The sequence below is a fragment of the Thalassospira profundimaris genome (assembly GCF_003326755.1).
Classification (GTDB): domain Bacteria; phylum Pseudomonadota; class Alphaproteobacteria; order Rhodospirillales; family Thalassospiraceae; genus Thalassospira; species Thalassospira profundimaris_B.
In genome coordinates this window covers 141,538-160,395 of sequence record NZ_JPWH01000003.1, presented here as the reverse complement: position 1 = coordinate 160,395, position 18,858 = coordinate 141,538, and the positions used below count along the sequence as shown (strand labels likewise).

Below are 18,858 nucleotides of genomic sequence, written 5' to 3'. Positions count from 1 at the left end.
GTTAACCCATCTTCCAGATTGTGTAAGACACCAAGGCTGCAATGCCGATCAGCATGGCAAACGCATAGTGATAAACAAAGCCGCTCTGAAGGGTGCTGATCCGCCGCGCAATGTTACGGCAAGCCGCAGCCACACCATCCGGACCAACACCGTCAATCAGCGCGCCATCACCGGCTTTCCAGAACCCGCGACCCAGCGCAAATGCCGGCTTCACGAAAATCGCGTCATACAGCTCGTCGAAATACCATTTATTGAGCAGGAAGCGGTAAATACCATTGAAGGTATTTGCCAGTGTGCGCGGCAGCGACGGAACCAGACGATACATCAGCACGGCCAGTGCCAAACCAAGCATCATGGCAACAAACGGTGCCATTTTGACCCAGCCCGGAACATGGTGCGAATGTTCAAGCGCCTGGTGGTTTTCAGCCACAAAGATCGCGCCATTCCAGAAGGACAGCATTTCTTCGTAATTGCCACCAAACCAGTTCACGGCAAACCAGCCGGCAAACACGGCACCAACGGCCAGGATCAGCAACGGAACCGTCATGACAGCCGGGCTTTCATGAACATGCGCCATCGTGCGTTCATCTGCGCGCGGTGCGCCAAAGAAGGTCATGAAAATCAGACGCCAGCTATAGAACGACGTCATAAAGGCTGCGATCACACCCATCCAGAAGGCATAAAGGCCAACACTGGTATGTGCTGCAAATGCGCTTTCAATGATCATGTCTTTGGAATAGTAACCCGCAAAGCCCGGAACACCGGTAATGGCAAGCGTACCAATGATCATGACACCAAAGGTCAGCGGAACCATTTTCCAGATACCGCCCATCTTGCGCATATCCTGTTCATCGGACATGGCATGGATCACGGAACCGGCACTCAGGAACAGCAATGCCTTGAAAAAACCGTGTGTCATCAGATGGAACACGCCCGCACTATAGGCAGAAACACCACAGGCAAAGAACATGTAACCAAGCTGCGAACAGGTTGAATAGGCAATAACGCGCTTGATGTCGTTCTGCACACAACCGATGGTCGCGGCGAAGAAAGCCGTGGTCGCACCAACAACCGTGACAATCGCCAGCGTAGTTTCGGCATATTCAAAGATCGGCGACAGGCGCGCGACCATGAACACACCCGCCGTCACCATCGTTGCCGCGTGAATAAGCGCGGAAACCGGCGTCGGGCCTTCCATCGCATCGGGCAGCCAGGTATGCAGCCCCAACTGGGCCGATTTCCCCATCGCACCGATGAACAAAAGGAATGTTGCGATATTCAACGCTGAAAAATCATGCCCGAGGAAAACCAGGGTCGAGCCAGAGATTTCTTCGGCATTGGCGAAAATGGTATCGAACTGGACGGTACCAAACAGCACATAAACCGCAAAGATACCCAGCGCGAAGCCAAAGTCACCCACGCGGTTGACAATAAAGGCCTTCATCGCGGCAGAAGATGCCGACGGTTTGGAATACCAGAAACCGATCAGAAGATAGGATGCGAGCCCCACCCCTTCCCAGCCAAAGAAAAGCTGGATCAGGTTGTCGGCCGTAACAAGCATCAACATCGCAAAGGTAAACAGCGACAGATAAGCCATGAAACGGGGCTTATCGGGATCATGCGACATATAGCCGATGGAATAGATATGCACCATCGACGAAACGCCCGTCACCACAATCAGCATCACGCAGGTCAGCGTATCAAAACGCAGCGACCAGTCAGCGGTGAAATCGCCCGAGCTGATCCAGGTAAACAGATCAATCGTGATCGGGTTGCCGTTAAGAGCGACGTCGATAAAGGCCGCAACGGAGATCGCGGCGGCCACCACCACCCCGGCAACCGTAACAAGCTGTGAAAGACGGTCGCTGGCAGAAACCCCGTGATGATGATCATCGTGATGATGTGCTGCCGGTGCATTGGCGGTCTTCATCGCCCCAAACAGGGTAATCAGACCGGCAATAATCGCGGCAATAAGGGGCAGAAAAACAATCAGAGCATACATATCTGTGCCTTACCCCTTCATCATGTTGATGTCTTCAACCGCGATGGTGCCGCGATTACGGAAATAAACCACCAGGATCGCAAGGCCGATCGCCGCCTCAGCAGCCGCGACAGTCAGCACGAAAATGGTGAAAACCTGGCCAACCAGATCGCCCAGAAAGGACGAAAAGGCGACAAAATTGATGTTGACTGCCAGCAGCATCAGTTCGATCGACATCATGATGATGATGACGTTTTTCCGGTTCATGAAGATACCGAAAATCCCGAGGGTAAACAGGATGGCGGCGACAGTCAGGTAATGAGCAAGTCCGATTTCCATCAGATCCCCCTACCGACCGGTACTTTTTTGATTTCAAGGGTCTCGGCGCGCTGGCGCTGGACCTGCTGGGAAATATTCTGGCGACGTACACCTTTACGATGGCGCAGGGTCAGGACGATTGCACCAATCATGGCGGTCAGCAACACCAGACCGGCTGCCTGGAAGATATAGGCATAGTCGGTATAAAGAAGCATGCCCAGTGCATTGATATTGTTCATATCAGCCGGAACCGGCTGGGCAATTGCCGCCATCTTGGCATCGGTCATAACCCAACCGCCACCAACAAAGGCCAGCTCGACAAACAATACCGCCGCAACCAGAACACCGATCGGCAGATAGCTCAGAAAGCCTTCACGCATCTCGACAAAATTGATGTCGAGCATCATGACGACAAACATAAACAAAACCGCGATCGCGCCGACATAAACGACGACCAGAAGCATGGCGAGAAATTCAGCACCAAGCAGGACAAAAAGCCCTGCGGCGTTGAAAAACGTCAAAATAAGAAACAACACCGAATGAACCGGGTTGCGCACAGTTACCACCATTGCGGCAGAAATAACTGCGATAATGGCAAACAGATAGAAAGCCAAAGCCTGTACGACCATAAGGTACCCCCTTGGCGAAACGCCCCCGCACTGGCGGAAGGCGATCCATGAACTTTATCCAAACGATCAGACGCGACACTTACCGATAAGGTGCGTCTGCCTCCAATCGTGCAGCAAGCTCGGCTTCCCAACGCTCGCCATTTTCAAGAAGCTTGTCTTTATCATAAAGAAGCTCCTCGCGGTTTTCGGTTGCGAACTCGAAGTTCGGACCTTCGACGATGGCATCCACCGGGCAGGCTTCCTCGCAGAAACCGCAATAAATGCACTTCGTCATATCAATATCGTAACGCGTTGTCCGGCGCGAGCCGTCAAGACGCGGTTCCACCTCGATGGTAATCGCCTGCGCCGGGCAGATGGCTTCGCACAACTTGCAGGCGATGCAACGCTCTTCCCCGTTCGGGTAACGGCGCAAGGCATGTTCGCCACGGAAACGCGGGCTGAGCGGACCTTTTTCATACGGATAATTCAGCGTGACCTTCGGCTTGAACATGTATTTGAAGGTCAGCGCCAAACCGGAAAGCAGTTCCACCAGCAGGAAACTCCGGGCCGTCCGATCTATAAATGACATCGTTTACCTCTCTCTTTCCGATGCGCGGCGATCAGGCCGGGACTTTGTCAAAAACAACCAGGAACGTGGCAACCAGCATGACCCAGGCGAATGACAGCGGAAGGAAAACCTTCCAGCCCAAACGCATCAGCTGGTCATAGCGGTAACGCGGGAAAGTGGCACGTACCCAGAGGAAAATGAACAGAACCATGCAGATCTTGAAGATGAACCACAGCGGACCGGGAATGAAATCCAGGAACGGCAACGGTGCCTGCCAGCCACCCAGGAACAGGGTCGCGCAAAGGCCGCTCATCAAAATCATGTTGGCATATTCACCAAGGAAGAACAGCGCGAAGGTCATTGCCGAATAATCGACGTTATACCCCGACACAAGCTCGGCTTCCGCTTCGGGAAGGTCAAATGGCGCGCGGTTCGTTTCTGCGAGGATCGAGACGATGAAGATCACGAACATCGGCAGATGGTAAATAAAGTTCCAGTTCCAGATACCGCCCGACTGCGCAAGAACAATGTCTGAAAGGTTCAGCGACCCGGTGGTCAGCAAAACCGAAATAATGATCAGGCCGATCGAAATTTCGTAAGACACCATCTGTGCTGCGGAACGCAACGCACCAAGAAAAGCGTATTTGGAGTTGGACGACCAGCCAGCCATCACAATGCCGTAAACACCCAGCGACGAAATGGCGAACAGATAAAGAATACCAACATTAAGGTTGGAAATTACCAGTCCTTCGCCAAACGGGATAACGGCCCAGGCCACAAGCGCGAGAATGAAGGTCAACATCGGCGCGATCAGAAAGACCACCTTGTTGGCGCTGGTCGGAATGACCGTTTCCTTCAAAAACAGCTTCAGGCCGTCTGCCAGCGGCTGCAACAGGCCGAAAGGCCCAACGACGTTCGGGCCTTTGCGCATTTGCATGGCGCCAATCACCTTGCGCTCGGCATAGGTGAGATAGGCAACAGCAATCAGCAAGGGAAGCACGATCGCCAGGATTTTAGCGACGATCCAAATTCCTGGCTGAATATATCCGTCCCAAAGAAGTTCCATCGGTCAAACCGTATCTTTTGCGTTTAGTCCCAAAGCAGGACATCCCCTAGCGAGAGAAGGCGACGGTTCCCCGCCGCCTGTTTCCCGAACTCAGGCAACCTTTCCGGCAGCCGCATCCTTGACAAAGGCTTCTGTACATTTTGCCATTGTCACTGATGCCCGGCTGATCGGGTCAGTCATGTAAAAATTGCGAACCGGCGAAGCAAAACCTTCCGACTTCATCACACCAGCTTTGCCAAATTCGGCCCATGCCGCTTTACGCGTTACATTAATGGAGCCAAACACATCGTTGATTTCAACCATGCGGGCACGAACCGAATCAATGTTGTCATAAGGCAGGGTCAGGCCAAGGCCAGCCGAAAGCGCGCGGATGATCTTCCAGTCTTCACGGGCATCCCCAACCGGGAATACAGCGCGCCAGCCATACTGAACGCGGCCTTCCGTGTTAACATAGGTGCCGTTCTTTTCGGTGTAGGCCGCACCGGGCAGAATCACATCTGCAACCTGTGCACCGGCATCACCAAGGCAGCCCTGATAAATCACAAAGGCATTTTTCAGCTTGGCCATGTCGAGCTCATCTGCACCGAGCAGATAAACAACTTCAACATCGCCCTTTGCCGCACCATCAAGAATGTCATTGGTTGCCAAACCACCCTCGCCCGGCACAAAACCAAGGTCGAGGCCGCCAACGCGGGCTGCTGCAGTATGCAGAACGTTAAAGCCGTTCCACTCGCCCGAAACCAGACCATATTTGTCGGCAATCTCACGCGCGGTTGCGAGAACAGCTTCACCATCTTCGCGGTTAAGCGCGCCCATACCAACAATGATCATCGGTTTGGCAGCGGATTCCAAAACCTTGGCAAAGTCGTTTTTGCCTTCCAGAATATCAGAAAGCGTTTCCGGACCGGCACCAAGATAGTCATGCTTGAAGGTCGGATCCCAGTTTTCACCGATGACGCCCAAGCGGAAATCACCAGCGGTCATGCGCCAGCGTTTACGCAACCGGGAATTAATGATTGGCGCTTCTGCACGAACATTTGCCCCAACAACCAGGCAGGCATCCGCTTCTTCGATACCAGCGATGGTGGTGTTGAAAATATACGAAGAACGCGGTCCACCGATTTTTGCACCGTCCTGACGGCAATCAATATTAGCCGATCCAAGCTTGCCCATCAGGTCCTTCAGCGCAGTCATGGATTCACAATCAACGGTATCACCGGCAATCGCGGCAATCTTCTTGCCATCAAGCCCCGAAACCTTTTCCTTGATCGCGGCAAAGGCTTCGTCCCAGCTTGCCGGGGCAAGCTTGCCATTTACCCGAACATACGGACGATCAAGACGCTGACGTTTCAGGCCATCAATGGCATAACGGGTTTTGTCCGAAATCCATTCTTCATTGATGTCTTCGTTCAGACGCGGCAAAACGCGCAGAACCTCAGACCCGCGGGCATCAACACGGATATTCGAGCCAACAGCATCCATCACATCGACGCTATCGGTTTTCTTCAATTCCCACGGACGCGCGGTAAAGGCATAGGGCTTGGATGTCAGTGCGCCCACCGGGCACAAATCCACCAAATTGCCCGACATTTCGGAATTAATGCTGGCTTCAATATAGGGTCCGACCTCGGTGTCTTCACCGCGATAAACCGCGCCCATCGTGCCAACACCGGCCACTTCCTCCGAGAAACGAACGCAACGGGTGCAATGGATGCAACGGGTCATGATCGTTTTCACGATCGGGCCCAGTTCCTTGTCCTTCACCGCACGCTTTTTCTCGGCATAACGCGACGCGTCAAAACCATAGGCCATTGCCTGGTCCTGAAGGTCACATTCACCGCCCTGGTCACAAATCGGGCAATCCAGCGGATGGTTGATCAGCAGGAATTCCATCACGCCATTGCGTGCCTTTTTCACAAGGTCGGAATCCGTTTTGATGACCATTCCATCAGCAGCCGGCATGGCGCAGGAGGCAACCGGCTTCGGCGCACGCTCCATCTCCACCAGGCACATGCGGCAGTTACCGGCAATCGACAGACGCTCGTGATAACAGAAACGGGGAATTTCCTTACCCGCTTCCTCACAGGCCTGAAGAACTGTCGCTCCGGCTTCTACTTCGACTTCGATACCGTCAACTGTCAGTTTCGGCATGTCTCAATCCCTCTCAACAGGCCTCTCTCAGGCCGCGATCCGTGCGCGATATTCCTTGATCCGGCGTTCCATTTCGGGACGGAAATTACGGATCAAACCCTGGATCGGCCATGCGGCAGCGTCACCAAGCGCACAAATGGTGTGGCCTTCGACCTGTTTGGTCACGTCCCACAAAAGGTCGATTTCATCAAGTGTGGCCTCGCCGCGCACCATGCGCTGCATCATGCGCATCATCCAGCCCGTACCCTCACGGCAAGGGGTGCACTGACCACAGCTTTCATGTTTGTAGAACTCGGAAAGGCGGGCAATCGCGTAAACAATGTCGGTCGACTTGTCCATCACGATAACCGCCGCAGTCCCAAGGCCCGATCCGACCTCGCGAAGCGCATCAAAGTCCATCAGGACATCATCACACACTTCCTTGGTCAGCACCGGTACCGACGAACCCCCCGGAATAACGGCAAGCAGATTATCCCAGCCACCCCGGACGCCACCACAATGACGCTCGATCAGCTCACGCAGCGGAATGCTCATGGCTTCTTCGACGGTGCAGGGTTTCTCGACATGGCCGGAAATGGCAAACAGCTTGGTCCCGTGGTTTTTTTCCCGGCCAAAGCTTGAAAACCATGCCCCTCCGCGACGCAGAATTTCCGGAACAGCCGCAATCGATTCAACGTTGTTCACGGTCGTCGGGCAGCCATACAAACCGGCATTGGCCGGGAATGGCGGTTTCAGGCGCGGCTGGCCTTTTTTGCCTTCAAGGCTTTCAATCAGCGCGGTTTCTTCACCACAAATATAGGCGCCAGCCCCAAGATGCAGATAAAGATCAAAATCCCAGCCAGACCCGCAGGCATTTTTGCCAATCAGGCCTGCGTCATAAGCTTCGTCAATTGCACGCTGAAGGTTCGATGCCTCGTGATAGAATTCACCACGAATGTAAATATAGGCCGCATGCGCACGCATCGCAAAACTGGCCAGCAGGCACCCTTCAATCAGGGTATGCGGATCATTACGCATGATCTCGCGGTCCTTGCAGGTACCCGGCTCACCTTCGTCAGCATTCACCACGAGATAATGCGGGCGGCCATCCGATTCCTTGGGCATAAAGGACCATTTCAGGCCGGTTGGGAAACCAGCGCCACCACGGCCACGCATCCCAGATGCCTTCATTTCCTCAATGATCCAGTCCTGACCTTTTTCGATCAGTCCCTTGGTACCGTCCCAGTTACCACGCGCCTGTGCGGCTTTCAGACCAAAATCCTGAAAACCGTAAAGGTTGGTAAAAATACGATCCTTGTCTTGCAGCATATCAGGCCTCCCCGTCTTTGGGTTCAGCAGGCTGATCGGCGGCAGCACAGCCACAGAATGCTTTCAGAACCTTGGGACCATCAATTGGCTCGCACCCGCGCCGACCGCTCTGCGGTCCGGCTTTCGGTGTTTCACCACGCTTGAGCATGTCGATAATATTCTTCGTGCTGTCGCTGGTCAGATCTTCGTAATAATCGTCGTTAATCTGCATCATGGGGGCGTTGACACACGCTCCAAGGCATTCAACCTCGATCAGGGTGAACTTGCCATCTTCGGTGGTTTCACCAATACCGATGCCCAGTTCTTCCTTGCAGGTTTTGACAATATCCGACGAACCACGCAGCCAGCACGGGGTTGTGGTGCAAACCTGAATAAAGTTCTGCCCCACAGGTGCCAGATTATACATGGTATAGAAGGTCGCAACTTCATACACCCGAATGGCCGGCATTTCGAGCATGTCGGCAATATAGTCCATGGCGACGGTCGGCACCCAATTGCCCTCGGTCTGGCGCTGCGCCAGATCCAGAAGCGGCATGGTTGCACTTTGCTGGCGGCCTTCCGGATATTTCGCGATAATCTTTTTCGCTTTCTCCAGATTTTCAGGCGTAAAAGCAAAACTGGTCGGCTGAAGCTCGCGCGGAGCTGGTCTTCTTAAATGGCTCATCGGTCAATCTCACCGAAAACAATGTCAAGCGAACCGATATTGGCAACAACGTCTGCCAACATATGACCCTTCGACATGAAATCCATGCCTTGCAGGTGAGCAAATCCCGGTGCGCGAATCTTGCAGCGATACGGACGGTTCGAGCCATCCGACACCAGGAAAACACCAAACTCACCCTTGGGGGCTTCCACAGCGGCATAACATTCGCCTGCCGGGACGTGGAAACCTTCGGTAAACAGCTTGAAGTGATGAATAAGGGCTTCCATCGACCGCTTCATATCGGCACGCGCCGGCGGAGCCACCTTGTTATTCTGCACAATGACCGGGCCGTCGGGCATTTTATCGATGACCTGGCGCATGATACGCAGCGACTGGTTCATTTCTTCAAAACGAACCAGATAGCGGTCATACACATCGCCATATTTGCCAACGGGAACATCAAAGTCAAAATCTTCGTACGAGTCGTAAGGCTGCGCCTTGCGCAAATCCCACGCGATCCCCGACGCCCGAATATTCGGCCCCGTAAAGCCCCAGTCGAAAGCCTCTTCTGCCGATACGGTTCCGATTCCCACAGCACGCTGTTTGAAAATACGGTTGCCGGTCAGAACACGGTCAAAGTCCTTCAGGAAGTTCGGGAACTGGTCAATCCAGGCCGAAATATCTTCAAGCAACCCTGCCGGCAAATCGGCAGCAACCCCGCCGGGGCGGAAATAGTTGGCGTGAAGACGGGCACCACAGGCGCGCTCATAAAATTCCATGAGCTTTTCGCGTTCCTCAAAGCCCCAGAGCAGTGGCGTCATCGCGCCAACGTCCAGCGCAAAGGTCGTCAGGTTGAGGATGTGGTTGAGAATACGCCCAATTTCCGCGTACAGAACACGAATGTACTGTGCACGTTTGGGGACTTCGACCCCCATCAGCTTTTCAATTGCCAGACAGAAGGCATGCTCCTGATTCATCGGCGCGACATAGTCGAGACGATCAAAATACGGGGTTGCCTGAACGTAAGTTTTATACTCGATCAGCTTCTCGGTCCCGCGATGCAAAAGACCAATATGCGGATCGGCACGTTCGACAACTTCGCCGTCCATTTCAAGAACAAGCCGCAAAACCCCGTGCGCCGCAGGATGCTGCGGGCCGAAGTTCAGGGTCATATTTTTAATTTTCTGTTCGGACATCAGGCGTTGCCCTCCGCCTTTTCGTCACCCGGAAGAATATTCTGCATTCCTTCCCAGGGGCTCTCGAAATCAAAATTACGGAAATCCTGAACCAGTTTAACCGGCTCATAAACCACGCGCTTGAGTTCGTCGTCATAACGAACTTCGACATATCCCGTCAGCGGAAAGTCTTTGCGCAACGGATGGCCTTCAAAACCATAGTCAGTCAGAATACGGCGGGGATCGGGGTGATCGGCAAAGAACACACCATACATGTCCCAGGTTTCACGCTCAAACCAGTCTGCGGCACTATAGACGCCAACAGCCGTGGGAACCGGTGTTTCCTCGTCCGTTGTTACCTTGACGCGAATACGCAGGTTATGTTTGAGCGACAGCAGGTGATACACAACCTCGAAACGTTCAGCGCGCTCCGGGTAATCCACGCCACAAATGTCGATCAACTGTTTGAAAAGGCATCCTGCATCGTCACGCAGGAACGTCAGAACGCTGACAATGGACTCGCGTTTGACAACAACGGTCAATTCGCCATAGCGATAAACCGTTTCAATAACATCGGCACCAAAATGTGCCGTAACAAGATCGCGAAGATCTTGCAGTGCTGCGCTATTATCGCTGAGCAATTCGCTCATGCTAGCCCCCTACTCTCGGATCAGCGTGACAGGACACCGGTACGGCGGATTTTTTTCTGCAATTGCAGAATACCGTAAATCAGCGCCTCGGCTGTCGGCGGGCAACCGGGGACATAAATATCGACCGGAACAACACGGTCACAACCGCGCACCACCGAATAGGAATAGTGATAATACCCGCCGCCATTGGCACACGAGCCCATTGAGATAACCCAGCGCGGCTCGGCCATCTGGTCGTAAACCTTGCGAAGGGCCGGCGCCATCTTGTTGGTCAGCGTCCCGGCAACAATCATCACGTCCGACTGACGCGGGCTGGGACGGAAAACAACGCCATAGCGGTCCATGTCGTAACGGGCGGCTGCGGCGTGCATCATTTCAACCGCACAGCAGGCCAGACCAAAGGTCATCGGCCACATCGAGCCCGTATTTGCCCAGGTGGCAAGTTTGTCAAGGCTGGCAAGAACAAAGCCCTTGTCATTCATCTCGTCAAACACGCCCTTAAGCAACTGGTCCTGGTCTTTACCAGGGGCCAAAGGGGCGCCTGTATTGGTGCTCACTCCCATTCCAGAGCTCCCTTCTTCCATTCATAGACAAAGCCGATTGTCAGCACTGCCAGGAAAATTACCATCGACAGGAAACCGAACGTTCCGATGTCACCAAGGGTCACTGCCCAGGGAAACAGGAAGGCAACTTCCAGATCGAAGATGATGAACAAGATTGCGACCAGGTAGAAGCGAACATCAAATTTGATGCGTGCATCTTCGAATGGCGAAAAACCGCATTCATATGCAGACAGCTTTTCAGCATCCGGGGCCTGCTTGGCCAGAACCAGCGAAGCGATGATGATAACCGCCGAAAGACCGACGGCAATCCCGATGAAAATCAGGATCGGAAGATATTCCGAAAGAAGCTCTTGCATCTCTCTGACCTCTCAAGAACAGGTCTAACCAGAACCCGACCAGGTCCCCACCTAGCCCATAAGGGCGCACCTTAACGTATGCACCACACAAGTACCAGCCCCGGAGACGTGTTTCCACCCCACCGAGCCTGGAACTTATCTAATTTTTTTGCCTTCTGCGGTCAATTTCAGGTCGGCCGAACGTCGCGAACGCGTTCCACATTGTTGCAAAGCAGCAAAAGGAGCACGGGCAGGAAAGACGCAGCGCCCAAGAAAGAATGCAGTCGATGGCTGTAATGGCGGGAGCGACGGGACTTGAACCCGCGGCCTCCGGCGTGACAGGCCGGCGCTCTAACCAACTGAGCTACGCCCCCAAAACAGCCATCCATCGGCGTGCTCTTGTTAGACCAGCCCCCTTGCTAAGTCAAGCTGATAGCATCGTTTTCAACCGGGTCGTGATTTGAGCTCAATCAGATCACCCCAAACGGAAATCATGCTGCAATTTTCAAGCCGTTTTGGCCCTGATTTGAAATTGTCTGGCCCGGCATGGTGCGACAGGTCTTTTCATGTAGGGACTTAAGCCTTATAGATTTATTGACTGTTCGTAACGCATCCTTCACGAGAATGCGTTATCATGCAACGGATCTGGAATTGCTGACGGAGTGGGCTTTACGTGGGGCGCGTTAAAGAAGAATACCGGTCGCTTTCTGGACAGGAAAAAGCGGCCATCCTGATGCTGGCACTTGGGGAAGAGCATGCCTCCAAGATGTTTGCATTGATGGATGATGAAGAAATCAAGGAAATCTCGCAGACGATGTCCAGTCTTGGAACCATCAGTTCCAACATCGTCGAGCGCCTTTTTGTCGAATTTGCCGATCAGCTTTCGTCAACCGGTTCGCTTGTTGGTTCGTTCGATACCACCGAACGCCTGTTGACCAAGGTACTGCCCGAAGACCGCGTGAACAATATCATGGAAGAAATCCGTGGTCCGGCCGGTCGTACCATGTGGGACAAGCTTAACAACGTGAACGAAGCTGTTCTGGCAAACTATTTGAAAAATGAATATCCCCAGACAGTTGGCGTTGTGCTTTCAAAGCTGAAATCAACGCACTCTGCGGCAGTTCTGTCGCTTCTGCCTGAAAACTTCTCGATGGAAGTCATCATGCGTATGTTGCGCATGGAGGCGGTTCAAAAAGAGGTCCTGGATAATATCGAAAAAACACTACGCACCGAGTTCATGTCAAACCTTGCGCGCGGGTCGCGCGGGGATAACCACGAACTGATGGCCGATATTTTCAACAGCCTTGACCGGCAGAGCCAGGACCGTTTCCTGACAGCCCTTGAAGAACGCAACCGCGACTCTGCCGAAAAGATCAAGGCCTTGATGTTCACCTTCGAGGATCTTGCCCGTCTTGACAATAACGGTGTTCAGTCGCTGCTGCGCCAGGTTGAAAAGGACAAACTCGCCCTTGCTCTCAAAGGTTCGACCGATGCGATGCGCGAACTTTTCTTCAAAAACATGTCGGAACGTGCTGGCAAGATGATGCGCGAAGATATGGATGCCCTTGGCCCTGTTCGCCTTGCCGACGTCGAAGAATGCCAGATGATGATCGTTCAGCTTGCCAAAGAACTGGCAGCCCAGGGCCAAATCGTTATTTCCGAAGGTGGCGGCGAAGACGAAATGGTCTATTGACCCGTTGATACTTTCGCCGATTATCCGAAAAACCCTGCCAGAGCCATCCGGCAGGGTTTTTCAATGCCATCCCCCAGCATCGGGCACCCTGCCCCATATTCACAAAGATTTGACAGACGGCTAATCGGTCGAGAATCGTTGGTTGCAAACTGCGACTCTAACCCAGAATCAATATTAACGCAGGTTCACCCAGTTTCTGAATTTTCCAGACGAGAGTCGTTTTATCATCAACCGTATTACGTTCGGTTGCATTGTCGCGTCGAACATGGACGGTGGTCTTAACCGTAATTTTCCCGTTGGGCACATATCCCATCGCCTGGAGTGTATCCATATATTGCACCGGCACGGACGCACCACGGATTTCAACAGTTCGACTGCCCTCGTGATACAGCATTTGCAGGATTCGCGAGTTTCGTCGCACAAAGTTAAATGTTTTCTCGGTCAGAATATTGCCTTTGCGATCATAACTGACATTAAAAACCCCACGCCCGGCATAACTGGATGGGCCAAAGGCCGGGTCGCGTTCCAGATCGTTCAAAATCTGCACGGCACGTTTTTTCTCTTCTTCTGGCGTCACCGTACCATCGAGAAGATCTTTGGCCAGAGCTGCCTGCCGCAACTGCCCTTTATAGATAAAGTGATAATCCCCGTTTCGCGCCAGCGTTAAGTCCGCCGTGAAGCTTTCTGGAAGGTAACAGCCTGACAGCGCCACAGTTAAAACCAGAAGCACGCCAGTAGCCTTTAATCGCGCGTACGGGCGCTTTAAATATGCCCCCCCGCGAAAACGACACATCGCAGAAAAAATTGCTCTTGGAACAGATCGAAACATTACCGGATCCGGCCTCAAAACGTGGATACAGAGGCTATGATGATTGCAGACCCGCCCCGCAATCGCCAGCCGAAACATCAAAGCGTTGTGACACGGATTGGAAAAAACCTCCGCAGACAGTATACGGAGGAGCACGCGATAACCTGTTGTTCGCACAAAAGAAAAAGGCGCCCGGTAAGGACGCCTTTTTCATGGTGGGTGATGAGAGATTCGAACTCCCGACCCTCTCGGTGTAAACGAGATGCTCTAACCAGCTGAGCTAATCACCCTTTTTGTGTGCCCCGTTTTGCGGAAGCGAGCGGAACATAGCATGCTTTTTTTAAAATGCAATGCCGGTGACGCTGTCACCGGCATTTTTTTTAAAAAAGATGGTCAACCTTAGTTGACGGCATCCTTAAGGCCTTTACCAGCCTTGAATTTCGGCTGCTTAGAAGCCGGAATATCGATTTCTTCGCCGGTACGCGGATTGCGACCTTTGGAAGCTGCACGCGCAGCAACGGCAAATGTACCGAAACCAACCAGACGAACTTCGTCGCCGGATTTCAAAGAATCGGTAATGGAATCGAATACAGCATCAACGGCTTTGGCAGCGTCTGCTTTAGACAGATCAGCTTTCGCGGCGACACTTCCAACGAGATCGTTTTTATTCACTTCCTGGCCCCCTTATTGGACGTTCGGAGTTATAAGGAAATTTGGTTTGCCCCAAACCTGTTACAGGCGCAATGTAAGCAGGTCGCTTACATGCCGTCAATCGGAGAGACGCAGTTTTCCGCCGTTTTTGCGGTTTTTTTGTCGTTTTTTCGCCTTTACAGCCTCTGGCCTTTTGGTCTTGACCGATTCCGGCAAAAGTTATCCACAAAAAAACAGGGGCAGCCATGCCGCCCCTGTCAAAAAGCCCAAGATTCTGCGCTCGATCAGTGAGTTGTCACACCACCGATTTCCGATTCTTCACCGTCTTTCGGCTTCACCGAAACATTTTCCGCGTCCTCGTCCCATTCAATCGGCACAAGCGGATTGACCAAAGCGTGCTCCAGAACTTCGTCAACATGCGATACCGGAATGATTCGCATATTCCGTTTGACGTTATCGGGAATGTCTTCCAGGTCCTTTTCATTCTCCTTGGGAATAAGAACCGTTTTGACGCCGCCCCGCATTGCGGCAAGCAGTTTTTCCTTCAAACCGCCAATGGCGAGAACACGCCCCCGCAAGGTAACTTCACCGGTCATGGCAACGTCTTTACGCACCGGGTTATTGGTCAGAATCGACACAACCGATGTCACCATACCAACACCGGCCGACGGGCCATCCTTCGGCGTTGCCCCTTCCGGAACGTGAACGTGAATGTCACGCTGCTGGAACAAGTTCGGTTTAATCCCGAAAAGTGCTGCCCGCGACCGAACAAACGACGTTGCCGCCTGGATCGATTCCGTCATCACATCGCCAAGTTTACCAGTGGTCTTCATATTGCCTTTGCCCGGCACGGTAACGGCTTCGATCTGCAACAGATCACCGCCAAATTCCGTATAGGCAAGGCCCGTTACCACACCAACCTGGTCTTCGCCTTCGGTTTCACCAAAGCGGTATTTGCGAATCCCGGCATATTTCGCCAGCGTCCGCGGGGTAACGCGAACGGTTTTCAACCCTTCGATCAAAATACGCTTGGTCGCCTTACGCGCCAGACGGGCAAGTTCACGTTCAAGGTTACGCACACCCGCTTCGCGCGTGTAATAACGTATCAGATCGCGAAGAGCATCGTCAGAAATGCTCCATTCGGCTTTTTTCAAACCATTGGCTTCAATCTGTTTGGGGATCAGATGGCGCTTTGCGATTTCAACCTTTTCATCTTCGGTGTAACCCGAAATCCGGATAATCTCCATACGGTCAAGCAACGGCTGCTGCATGCGCAGGCTGTTGGCCGTCGTCACAAACATCACATCCGACAGATCATAATCGACTTCAAGATAATGGTCATTGAAGGTCGAGTTCTGCTCCGGGTCCAGCACCTCAAGCAGAGCCGAGGCCGGATCACCGCGGAAGTCGGACCCCATCTTTTCAATTTCATCAAGCAGGAACAGCGGATTGGAAGTTTTTGCCTTCTTCATCCCCTGAATGATCTTGCCCGGCATTGAACCGATATAAGTCCGACGGTGCCCGCGAATTTCCGATTCATCGCGCACCCCGCCCAGCGACATACGGATGAAGTTACGGCCGGTCGCATTGGCCATTGATTTACCCAGCGAAGTTTTACCAACGCCCGGCGGACCAACAAGACACAGGATCGGACCTTTGACTTTCTTGATACGCGCCTGAACGGCGAGATATTCAAGAATGTGTTCCTTTACCTGCTCCAGCCCATAATGTTCCTTGTCCAGAACCTTCTTGGCCTTTTTCAGGTCATGGGAAATCTTGCTGCGCTTGTTCCAGGGAATGGACACCATCCAGTCAAGATAGTTGCGCACCACCGTTGCCTCGGCGGACATCGGGCTCATATTGCGCAGCTTCTTGAGCTCGGCCTGGGCCTTTTCCTTGGCTTCCTTCGGCATTTTCGCCTTATTGAGCTTTTCTTCAAGCTCGGAGGCTTCATCCTTGCCGTCTTCGCCTTCGCCAAGTTCCTTCTGAATGGCCTTGAGTTGCTCGTTCAGATAATATTCACGCTGGGTTTTCTCCATCTGGCGTTTCACACGATTGCGGATTTTCTTTTCCACCTGCAAAACGCCAATTTCCGATTCCATAAAACCGAAAATGCGTTCCAGACGCGCCGCAACAGACCCGGTTTCAAGCAGTTCCTGCTTTTCCGAAATCTTGAGCGCAAGGTGAGACGCAACCGTATCAGCCAGCTTGGCCGGTTCCTCGATCTGATTGACCGAAACCAGAACCTCGGGCGGAATCTTTTTGTTCAGCTTGATATATTGTTCAAACTGGGTGACGACAGAGCGTGATAATGCCTCAAGCTCGCTTTCGTCCTCGTCATCATCATCGTGAACGGTGCCATAAGCCTGGAAAAATTCAGGATTATCAACAAACCCGGAAATCTCTGCACGCTTGCCCCCTTCGACCAACACCTTGACGGTGCCATCGGGCAATTTCAGCAGTTGCAGCACGGACGCAACTGTCCCGACACGATAGAGATCATCTACCGATGGATCATCCAGACCGGCATCTTTCTGGGTGACAAGAAGGATCTGTTTGTCTTCGCGCATCACATCTTCAAGTGCGCGGACCGATTTTTCACGGCCGACAAACAACGGAACGATCATATGCGGAAACACGACAATGTCGCGTAACGGCAAGACCGGGTAGATATCAGCATGTGCCAATTCGACCATGTGTTCTATTCCCTATTCTGAGCCAAAACGTTGCTGTGGTCCTGCAATAGGCCCCAAAAGCAACGCGAACATACTCAATAGATAAGCTGTAATTGCCGCGCTGCAATACTGCCCGCGCGGCAATTACAATCAGGCACTGTTTTCAACGTCGTTGCGACGTTCCGAATGAATTAGAAGCGGCTTGGCCTTGCCTTCAACAACGTCGCGGTTGATGACAATTTCTTCAACACTGTCCATCGACGGCAGATCAAACATGGTATCAAGCAAAATGCCTTCCATGATTGACCGCAGGCCACGGGCACCGGTTTTACGCTCGATCGCCTTGCGGGCAATCGCAATCAACGCATCATCCTGGAAGGTCAGCTTGACATCTTCCATATCGAACAGGCGCTGATACTGCTTGCTGAGCGCATTTTTCGGTTCGGTCAAAATCTTGACCAAAGCGTCCTCATCCAGGTCTTCAAGCGTTGCCAGAACCGGCAAACGACCGATGAATTCCGGAATCAGGCCAAACTTCAACAGGTCCTCGGGTTCCACAGATCGCAGAACCTCGCCCGTGCGGCGTTCATCCGGGCTGCGGACATCGGCACCAAAGCCGATACCAGCCCCTTTGCCACGCTGGGCAATCACCTTATCCAGGCCCGCAAATGCACCACCAACAATAAACAGAATGTTGGTTGTATCGACTTGCAGGAATTCCTGCTGCGGATGTTTACGTCCCCCTTGCGGCGGAACAGATGCAACCGTGCCTTCCATGATTTTCAGCAAGGCCTGCTGCACACCCTCACCCGACACATCACGTGTGATCGACGGATTGTCGGATTTACGCGAAATTTTATCGACTTCGTCGATGTAAACAATACCACGCTGTGCTCGCTCGACATTGTAGTCAGCGGCCTGCAACAGCTTGAGAATGATGTTTTCGACATCTTCCCCCACATAACCGGCTTCGGTCAGTGTGGTGGCATCTGCCATTGTAAAGGGAACATCAAGAATACGGGCAAGCGTCTGCGCAAGCAGCGTTTTGCCACAGCCGGTCGGGCCGACCAGCATGATGTTCGATTTTGCCAGTTCGATGTCTTCGTTCTTGCTGGCGTGATTCAGGCGCTTGTAGTGGTTATGCACTGCTACAGACAGCACCTTCTTTGCATGGCCCTGACCGATGACGTAATCATCGAGAACCTTGCAAATCTCCTGCGGAGAAGGCACCCCATCAGCGGATTTTACAAGATGGGTTTTGTGCTCTTCGCGGATGATGTCCATGCACAGTTCGACACACTCATCGCAGATGAAGACAGTCGGCCCGGCGATGAGCTTGCGCACCTCGTGCTGGCTCTTTCCACAGAAAGAGCAATACAAAGTGTTCTTGGAGTCTCCGCTATTCGATTTGCTCATACAAACCCCAATGATGTTTGACGTTATCTGTTGTCGCCATGTTAGCCGGGAAAGCACACCGATCTCAACGATTAATCGCCGCTTTCCGGCTTGCGGCCTTGTCTTTGATATAGGACGGAGGAACCAAAAGTGAAGCCCACTCCATTCATAAAACGTTCATCCGGCCCCGGATGTTCCTTCCAATCGGGTTTCACCGTCCTGTCATCTACATGTCTAGGACTTTCGGGCGAAACCACGCAAGCCATAAAA

General features: G+C 52.8%; 17 protein-coding genes and 2 tRNA genes. 1 reads left to right on the top strand and 18 read right to left on the bottom strand.

What is annotated here, in order from left to right; translation table 11 throughout:
- Position 1: 1 nt before the first annotated feature.
- From nuoL to TH25_RS05240, 13 genes are all read right to left on the bottom strand, one after another.
- A complete protein-coding gene (gene nuoL / locus TH25_RS05300; protein ID WP_114087387.1) occupies positions 2-2,002 on the bottom strand; it encodes an NADH-quinone oxidoreductase subunit L in 2,001 nt (666 codons plus the stop codon).
- A 9-nt stretch (positions 2,003-2,011) separates the two neighbouring features.
- Positions 2,012-2,320 (bottom strand): NADH-quinone oxidoreductase subunit NuoK, encoded by a 309-nt coding sequence (nuoK, locus tag TH25_RS05295; RefSeq protein WP_022732390.1) that lies wholly within the window; start codon positions 2,318-2,320, stop codon positions 2,012-2,014.
- Positions 2,320-2,928, bottom strand: coding sequence for an NADH-quinone oxidoreductase subunit J (locus tag TH25_RS05290; RefSeq protein ID WP_114087386.1), 609 nt, complete (start codon positions 2,926-2,928; stop codon positions 2,320-2,322). The genes nuoK and TH25_RS05290 overlap by 1 nt, the downstream gene beginning before the upstream one ends.
- 79 nt (positions 2,929-3,007) lie before the next feature.
- Positions 3,008-3,496, bottom strand: a complete 489-nt coding sequence (gene nuoI / locus TH25_RS05285; RefSeq protein ID WP_114087385.1) for an NADH-quinone oxidoreductase subunit NuoI — start codon at positions 3,494-3,496, stop codon at positions 3,008-3,010.
- A gap of 31 nt (positions 3,497-3,527) precedes the next feature.
- Complete coding sequence (nuoH, locus tag TH25_RS05280) at positions 3,528-4,541, bottom strand: NADH-quinone oxidoreductase subunit NuoH (protein WP_114087384.1); 1,014 nt, start codon at positions 4,539-4,541, stop codon at positions 3,528-3,530.
- 90 nt (positions 4,542-4,631) lie between these two features.
- On the bottom strand, positions 4,632-6,692 hold the full coding sequence (gene nuoG, locus TH25_RS05275) for an NADH-quinone oxidoreductase subunit NuoG (RefSeq protein WP_114087383.1): 2,061 nt from the start codon (positions 6,690-6,692) through the stop codon (positions 4,632-4,634).
- 27 nt (positions 6,693-6,719) lie between these two features.
- On the bottom strand, positions 6,720-8,000 hold the full coding sequence (gene nuoF / locus TH25_RS05270; protein WP_114087382.1) for an NADH-quinone oxidoreductase subunit NuoF: 1,281 nt from the start codon (positions 7,998-8,000) through the stop codon (positions 6,720-6,722).
- 1 nt (position 8,001) lies between these two features.
- On the bottom strand, positions 8,002-8,664 hold the full coding sequence (nuoE, locus tag TH25_RS05265) for an NADH-quinone oxidoreductase subunit NuoE (RefSeq protein ID WP_114087381.1): 663 nt from the start codon (positions 8,662-8,664) through the stop codon (positions 8,002-8,004).
- Positions 8,661-9,839 carry an NADH-quinone oxidoreductase subunit D gene (locus TH25_RS05260; protein WP_114087380.1) on the bottom strand — a complete coding sequence of 393 codons (1,179 nt, stop codon included), beginning with the start codon at positions 9,837-9,839 and terminating at the stop codon, positions 8,661-8,663. The genes nuoE and TH25_RS05260 overlap by 4 nt, the downstream gene beginning before the upstream one ends.
- A complete protein-coding gene (locus tag TH25_RS05255; RefSeq protein WP_114087379.1) occupies positions 9,839-10,468 on the bottom strand; it encodes an NADH-quinone oxidoreductase subunit C in 630 nt (209 codons plus the stop codon). Before TH25_RS05255 ends, TH25_RS05260 begins: the two co-directional genes overlap by 1 nt.
- A gap of 20 nt (positions 10,469-10,488) precedes the next feature.
- Positions 10,489-11,031 carry a NuoB/complex I 20 kDa subunit family protein gene (locus TH25_RS05250; RefSeq protein WP_114087378.1) on the bottom strand — a complete coding sequence of 181 codons (543 nt, stop codon included), beginning with the start codon at positions 11,029-11,031 and terminating at the stop codon, positions 10,489-10,491.
- Positions 11,022-11,387: an NADH-quinone oxidoreductase subunit A gene (locus TH25_RS05245; RefSeq protein WP_073954589.1), complete on the bottom strand. Its 366-nt coding sequence runs from the start codon at positions 11,385-11,387 to the stop codon at positions 11,022-11,024. Before TH25_RS05245 ends, TH25_RS05250 begins: the two co-directional genes overlap by 10 nt.
- 276 nt (positions 11,388-11,663) lie before the next feature.
- Positions 11,664-11,740, bottom strand: a tRNA-Asp gene (locus TH25_RS05240).
- Positions 11,741-12,039: 299 nt separating this feature from the next.
- Between TH25_RS05240 and fliG the strand changes: the two genes are divergently transcribed.
- On the top strand, positions 12,040-13,059 hold the full coding sequence (gene fliG, locus TH25_RS05235) for a flagellar motor switch protein FliG (RefSeq protein ID WP_073954590.1): 1,020 nt from the start codon (positions 12,040-12,042) through the stop codon (positions 13,057-13,059).
- A 157-nt stretch (positions 13,060-13,216) separates the two neighbouring features.
- Here the strand turns inward: fliG and TH25_RS05230 are convergent, their stop codons facing one another.
- The 5 genes from TH25_RS05230 to clpX all read right to left on the bottom strand — a co-directional run bounded on the left by TH25_RS05230 (position 13,217) and on the right by clpX (position 18,609).
- Positions 13,217-13,789 (bottom strand): hypothetical protein, encoded by a 573-nt coding sequence (locus TH25_RS05230; RefSeq protein ID WP_114087377.1) that lies wholly within the window; start codon positions 13,787-13,789, stop codon positions 13,217-13,219.
- A gap of 291 nt (positions 13,790-14,080) precedes the next feature.
- Positions 14,081-14,157 (bottom strand) — tRNA-Val (locus TH25_RS05225).
- 109 nt (positions 14,158-14,266) lie between these two features.
- The gene (locus tag TH25_RS05220; RefSeq protein ID WP_008891813.1) at positions 14,267-14,539 is read right to left on the bottom strand and encodes an HU family DNA-binding protein; all 273 of its coding nucleotides are present in this window, start codon (positions 14,537-14,539) and stop codon (positions 14,267-14,269) included.
- A gap of 263 nt (positions 14,540-14,802) precedes the next feature.
- Positions 14,803-17,214, bottom strand: a complete 2,412-nt coding sequence (gene lon, locus TH25_RS05210; RefSeq protein ID WP_114087375.1) for an endopeptidase La — start codon at positions 17,212-17,214, stop codon at positions 14,803-14,805.
- Between the two features lie 129 nt (positions 17,215-17,343).
- The gene (clpX, locus tag TH25_RS05205; protein WP_114087374.1) at positions 17,344-18,609 is read right to left on the bottom strand and encodes an ATP-dependent Clp protease ATP-binding subunit ClpX; all 1,266 of its coding nucleotides are present in this window, start codon (positions 18,607-18,609) and stop codon (positions 17,344-17,346) included.
- Between the last annotated feature and the right edge of the window lie 249 nt (positions 18,610-18,858).

Excerpts from the sequence above, each read along its gene's own strand:
- nuoL (WP_114087387.1), bottom strand. The coding sequence starts at position 2,002 with ATGTATGCTCTGATTGTTTTTCTGCCCCTTATTGCCGCGATTATTGCC.
- nuoK (WP_022732390.1), bottom strand. The coding sequence starts at position 2,320 with ATGGAAATCGGACTTGCTCATTACCTGACTGTCGCCGCCATCCTGTTT.
- TH25_RS05290 (WP_114087386.1), bottom strand. The coding sequence starts at position 2,928 with ATGGTCGTACAGGCTTTGGCTTTCTATCTGTTTGCCATTATCGCAGTT.
- nuoI (WP_114087385.1), bottom strand. The coding sequence starts at position 3,496 with ATGTCATTTATAGATCGGACGGCCCGGAGTTTCCTGCTGGTGGAACTG.
- nuoH (WP_114087384.1), bottom strand. The coding sequence starts at position 4,541 with ATGGAACTTCTTTGGGACGGATATATTCAGCCAGGAATTTGGATCGTC.
- nuoG (WP_114087383.1), bottom strand. The coding sequence starts at position 6,692 with ATGCCGAAACTGACAGTTGACGGTATCGAAGTCGAAGTAGAAGCCGGA.
- nuoF (WP_114087382.1), bottom strand. The coding sequence starts at position 8,000 with ATGCTGCAAGACAAGGATCGTATTTTTACCAACCTTTACGGTTTTCAG.
- nuoE (WP_114087381.1), bottom strand. The coding sequence starts at position 8,664 with ATGAGCCATTTAAGAAGACCAGCTCCGCGCGAGCTTCAGCCGACCAGT.
- TH25_RS05260 (WP_114087380.1), bottom strand. The coding sequence starts at position 9,839 with ATGTCCGAACAGAAAATTAAAAATATGACCCTGAACTTCGGCCCGCAG.
- TH25_RS05255 (WP_114087379.1), bottom strand. The coding sequence starts at position 10,468 with ATGAGCGAATTGCTCAGCGATAATAGCGCAGCACTGCAAGATCTTCGC.
- TH25_RS05250 (WP_114087378.1), bottom strand. The coding sequence starts at position 11,031 with ATGGGAGTGAGCACCAATACAGGCGCCCCTTTGGCCCCTGGTAAAGAC.
- TH25_RS05245 (WP_073954589.1), bottom strand. The coding sequence starts at position 11,387 with ATGCAAGAGCTTCTTTCGGAATATCTTCCGATCCTGATTTTCATCGGG.
- lon (WP_114087375.1), bottom strand. The coding sequence starts at position 17,214 with ATGGTCGAATTGGCACATGCTGATATCTACCCGGTCTTGCCGTTACGC.
- clpX (WP_114087374.1), bottom strand. The coding sequence starts at position 18,609 with ATGAGCAAATCGAATAGCGGAGACTCCAAGAACACTTTGTATTGCTCT.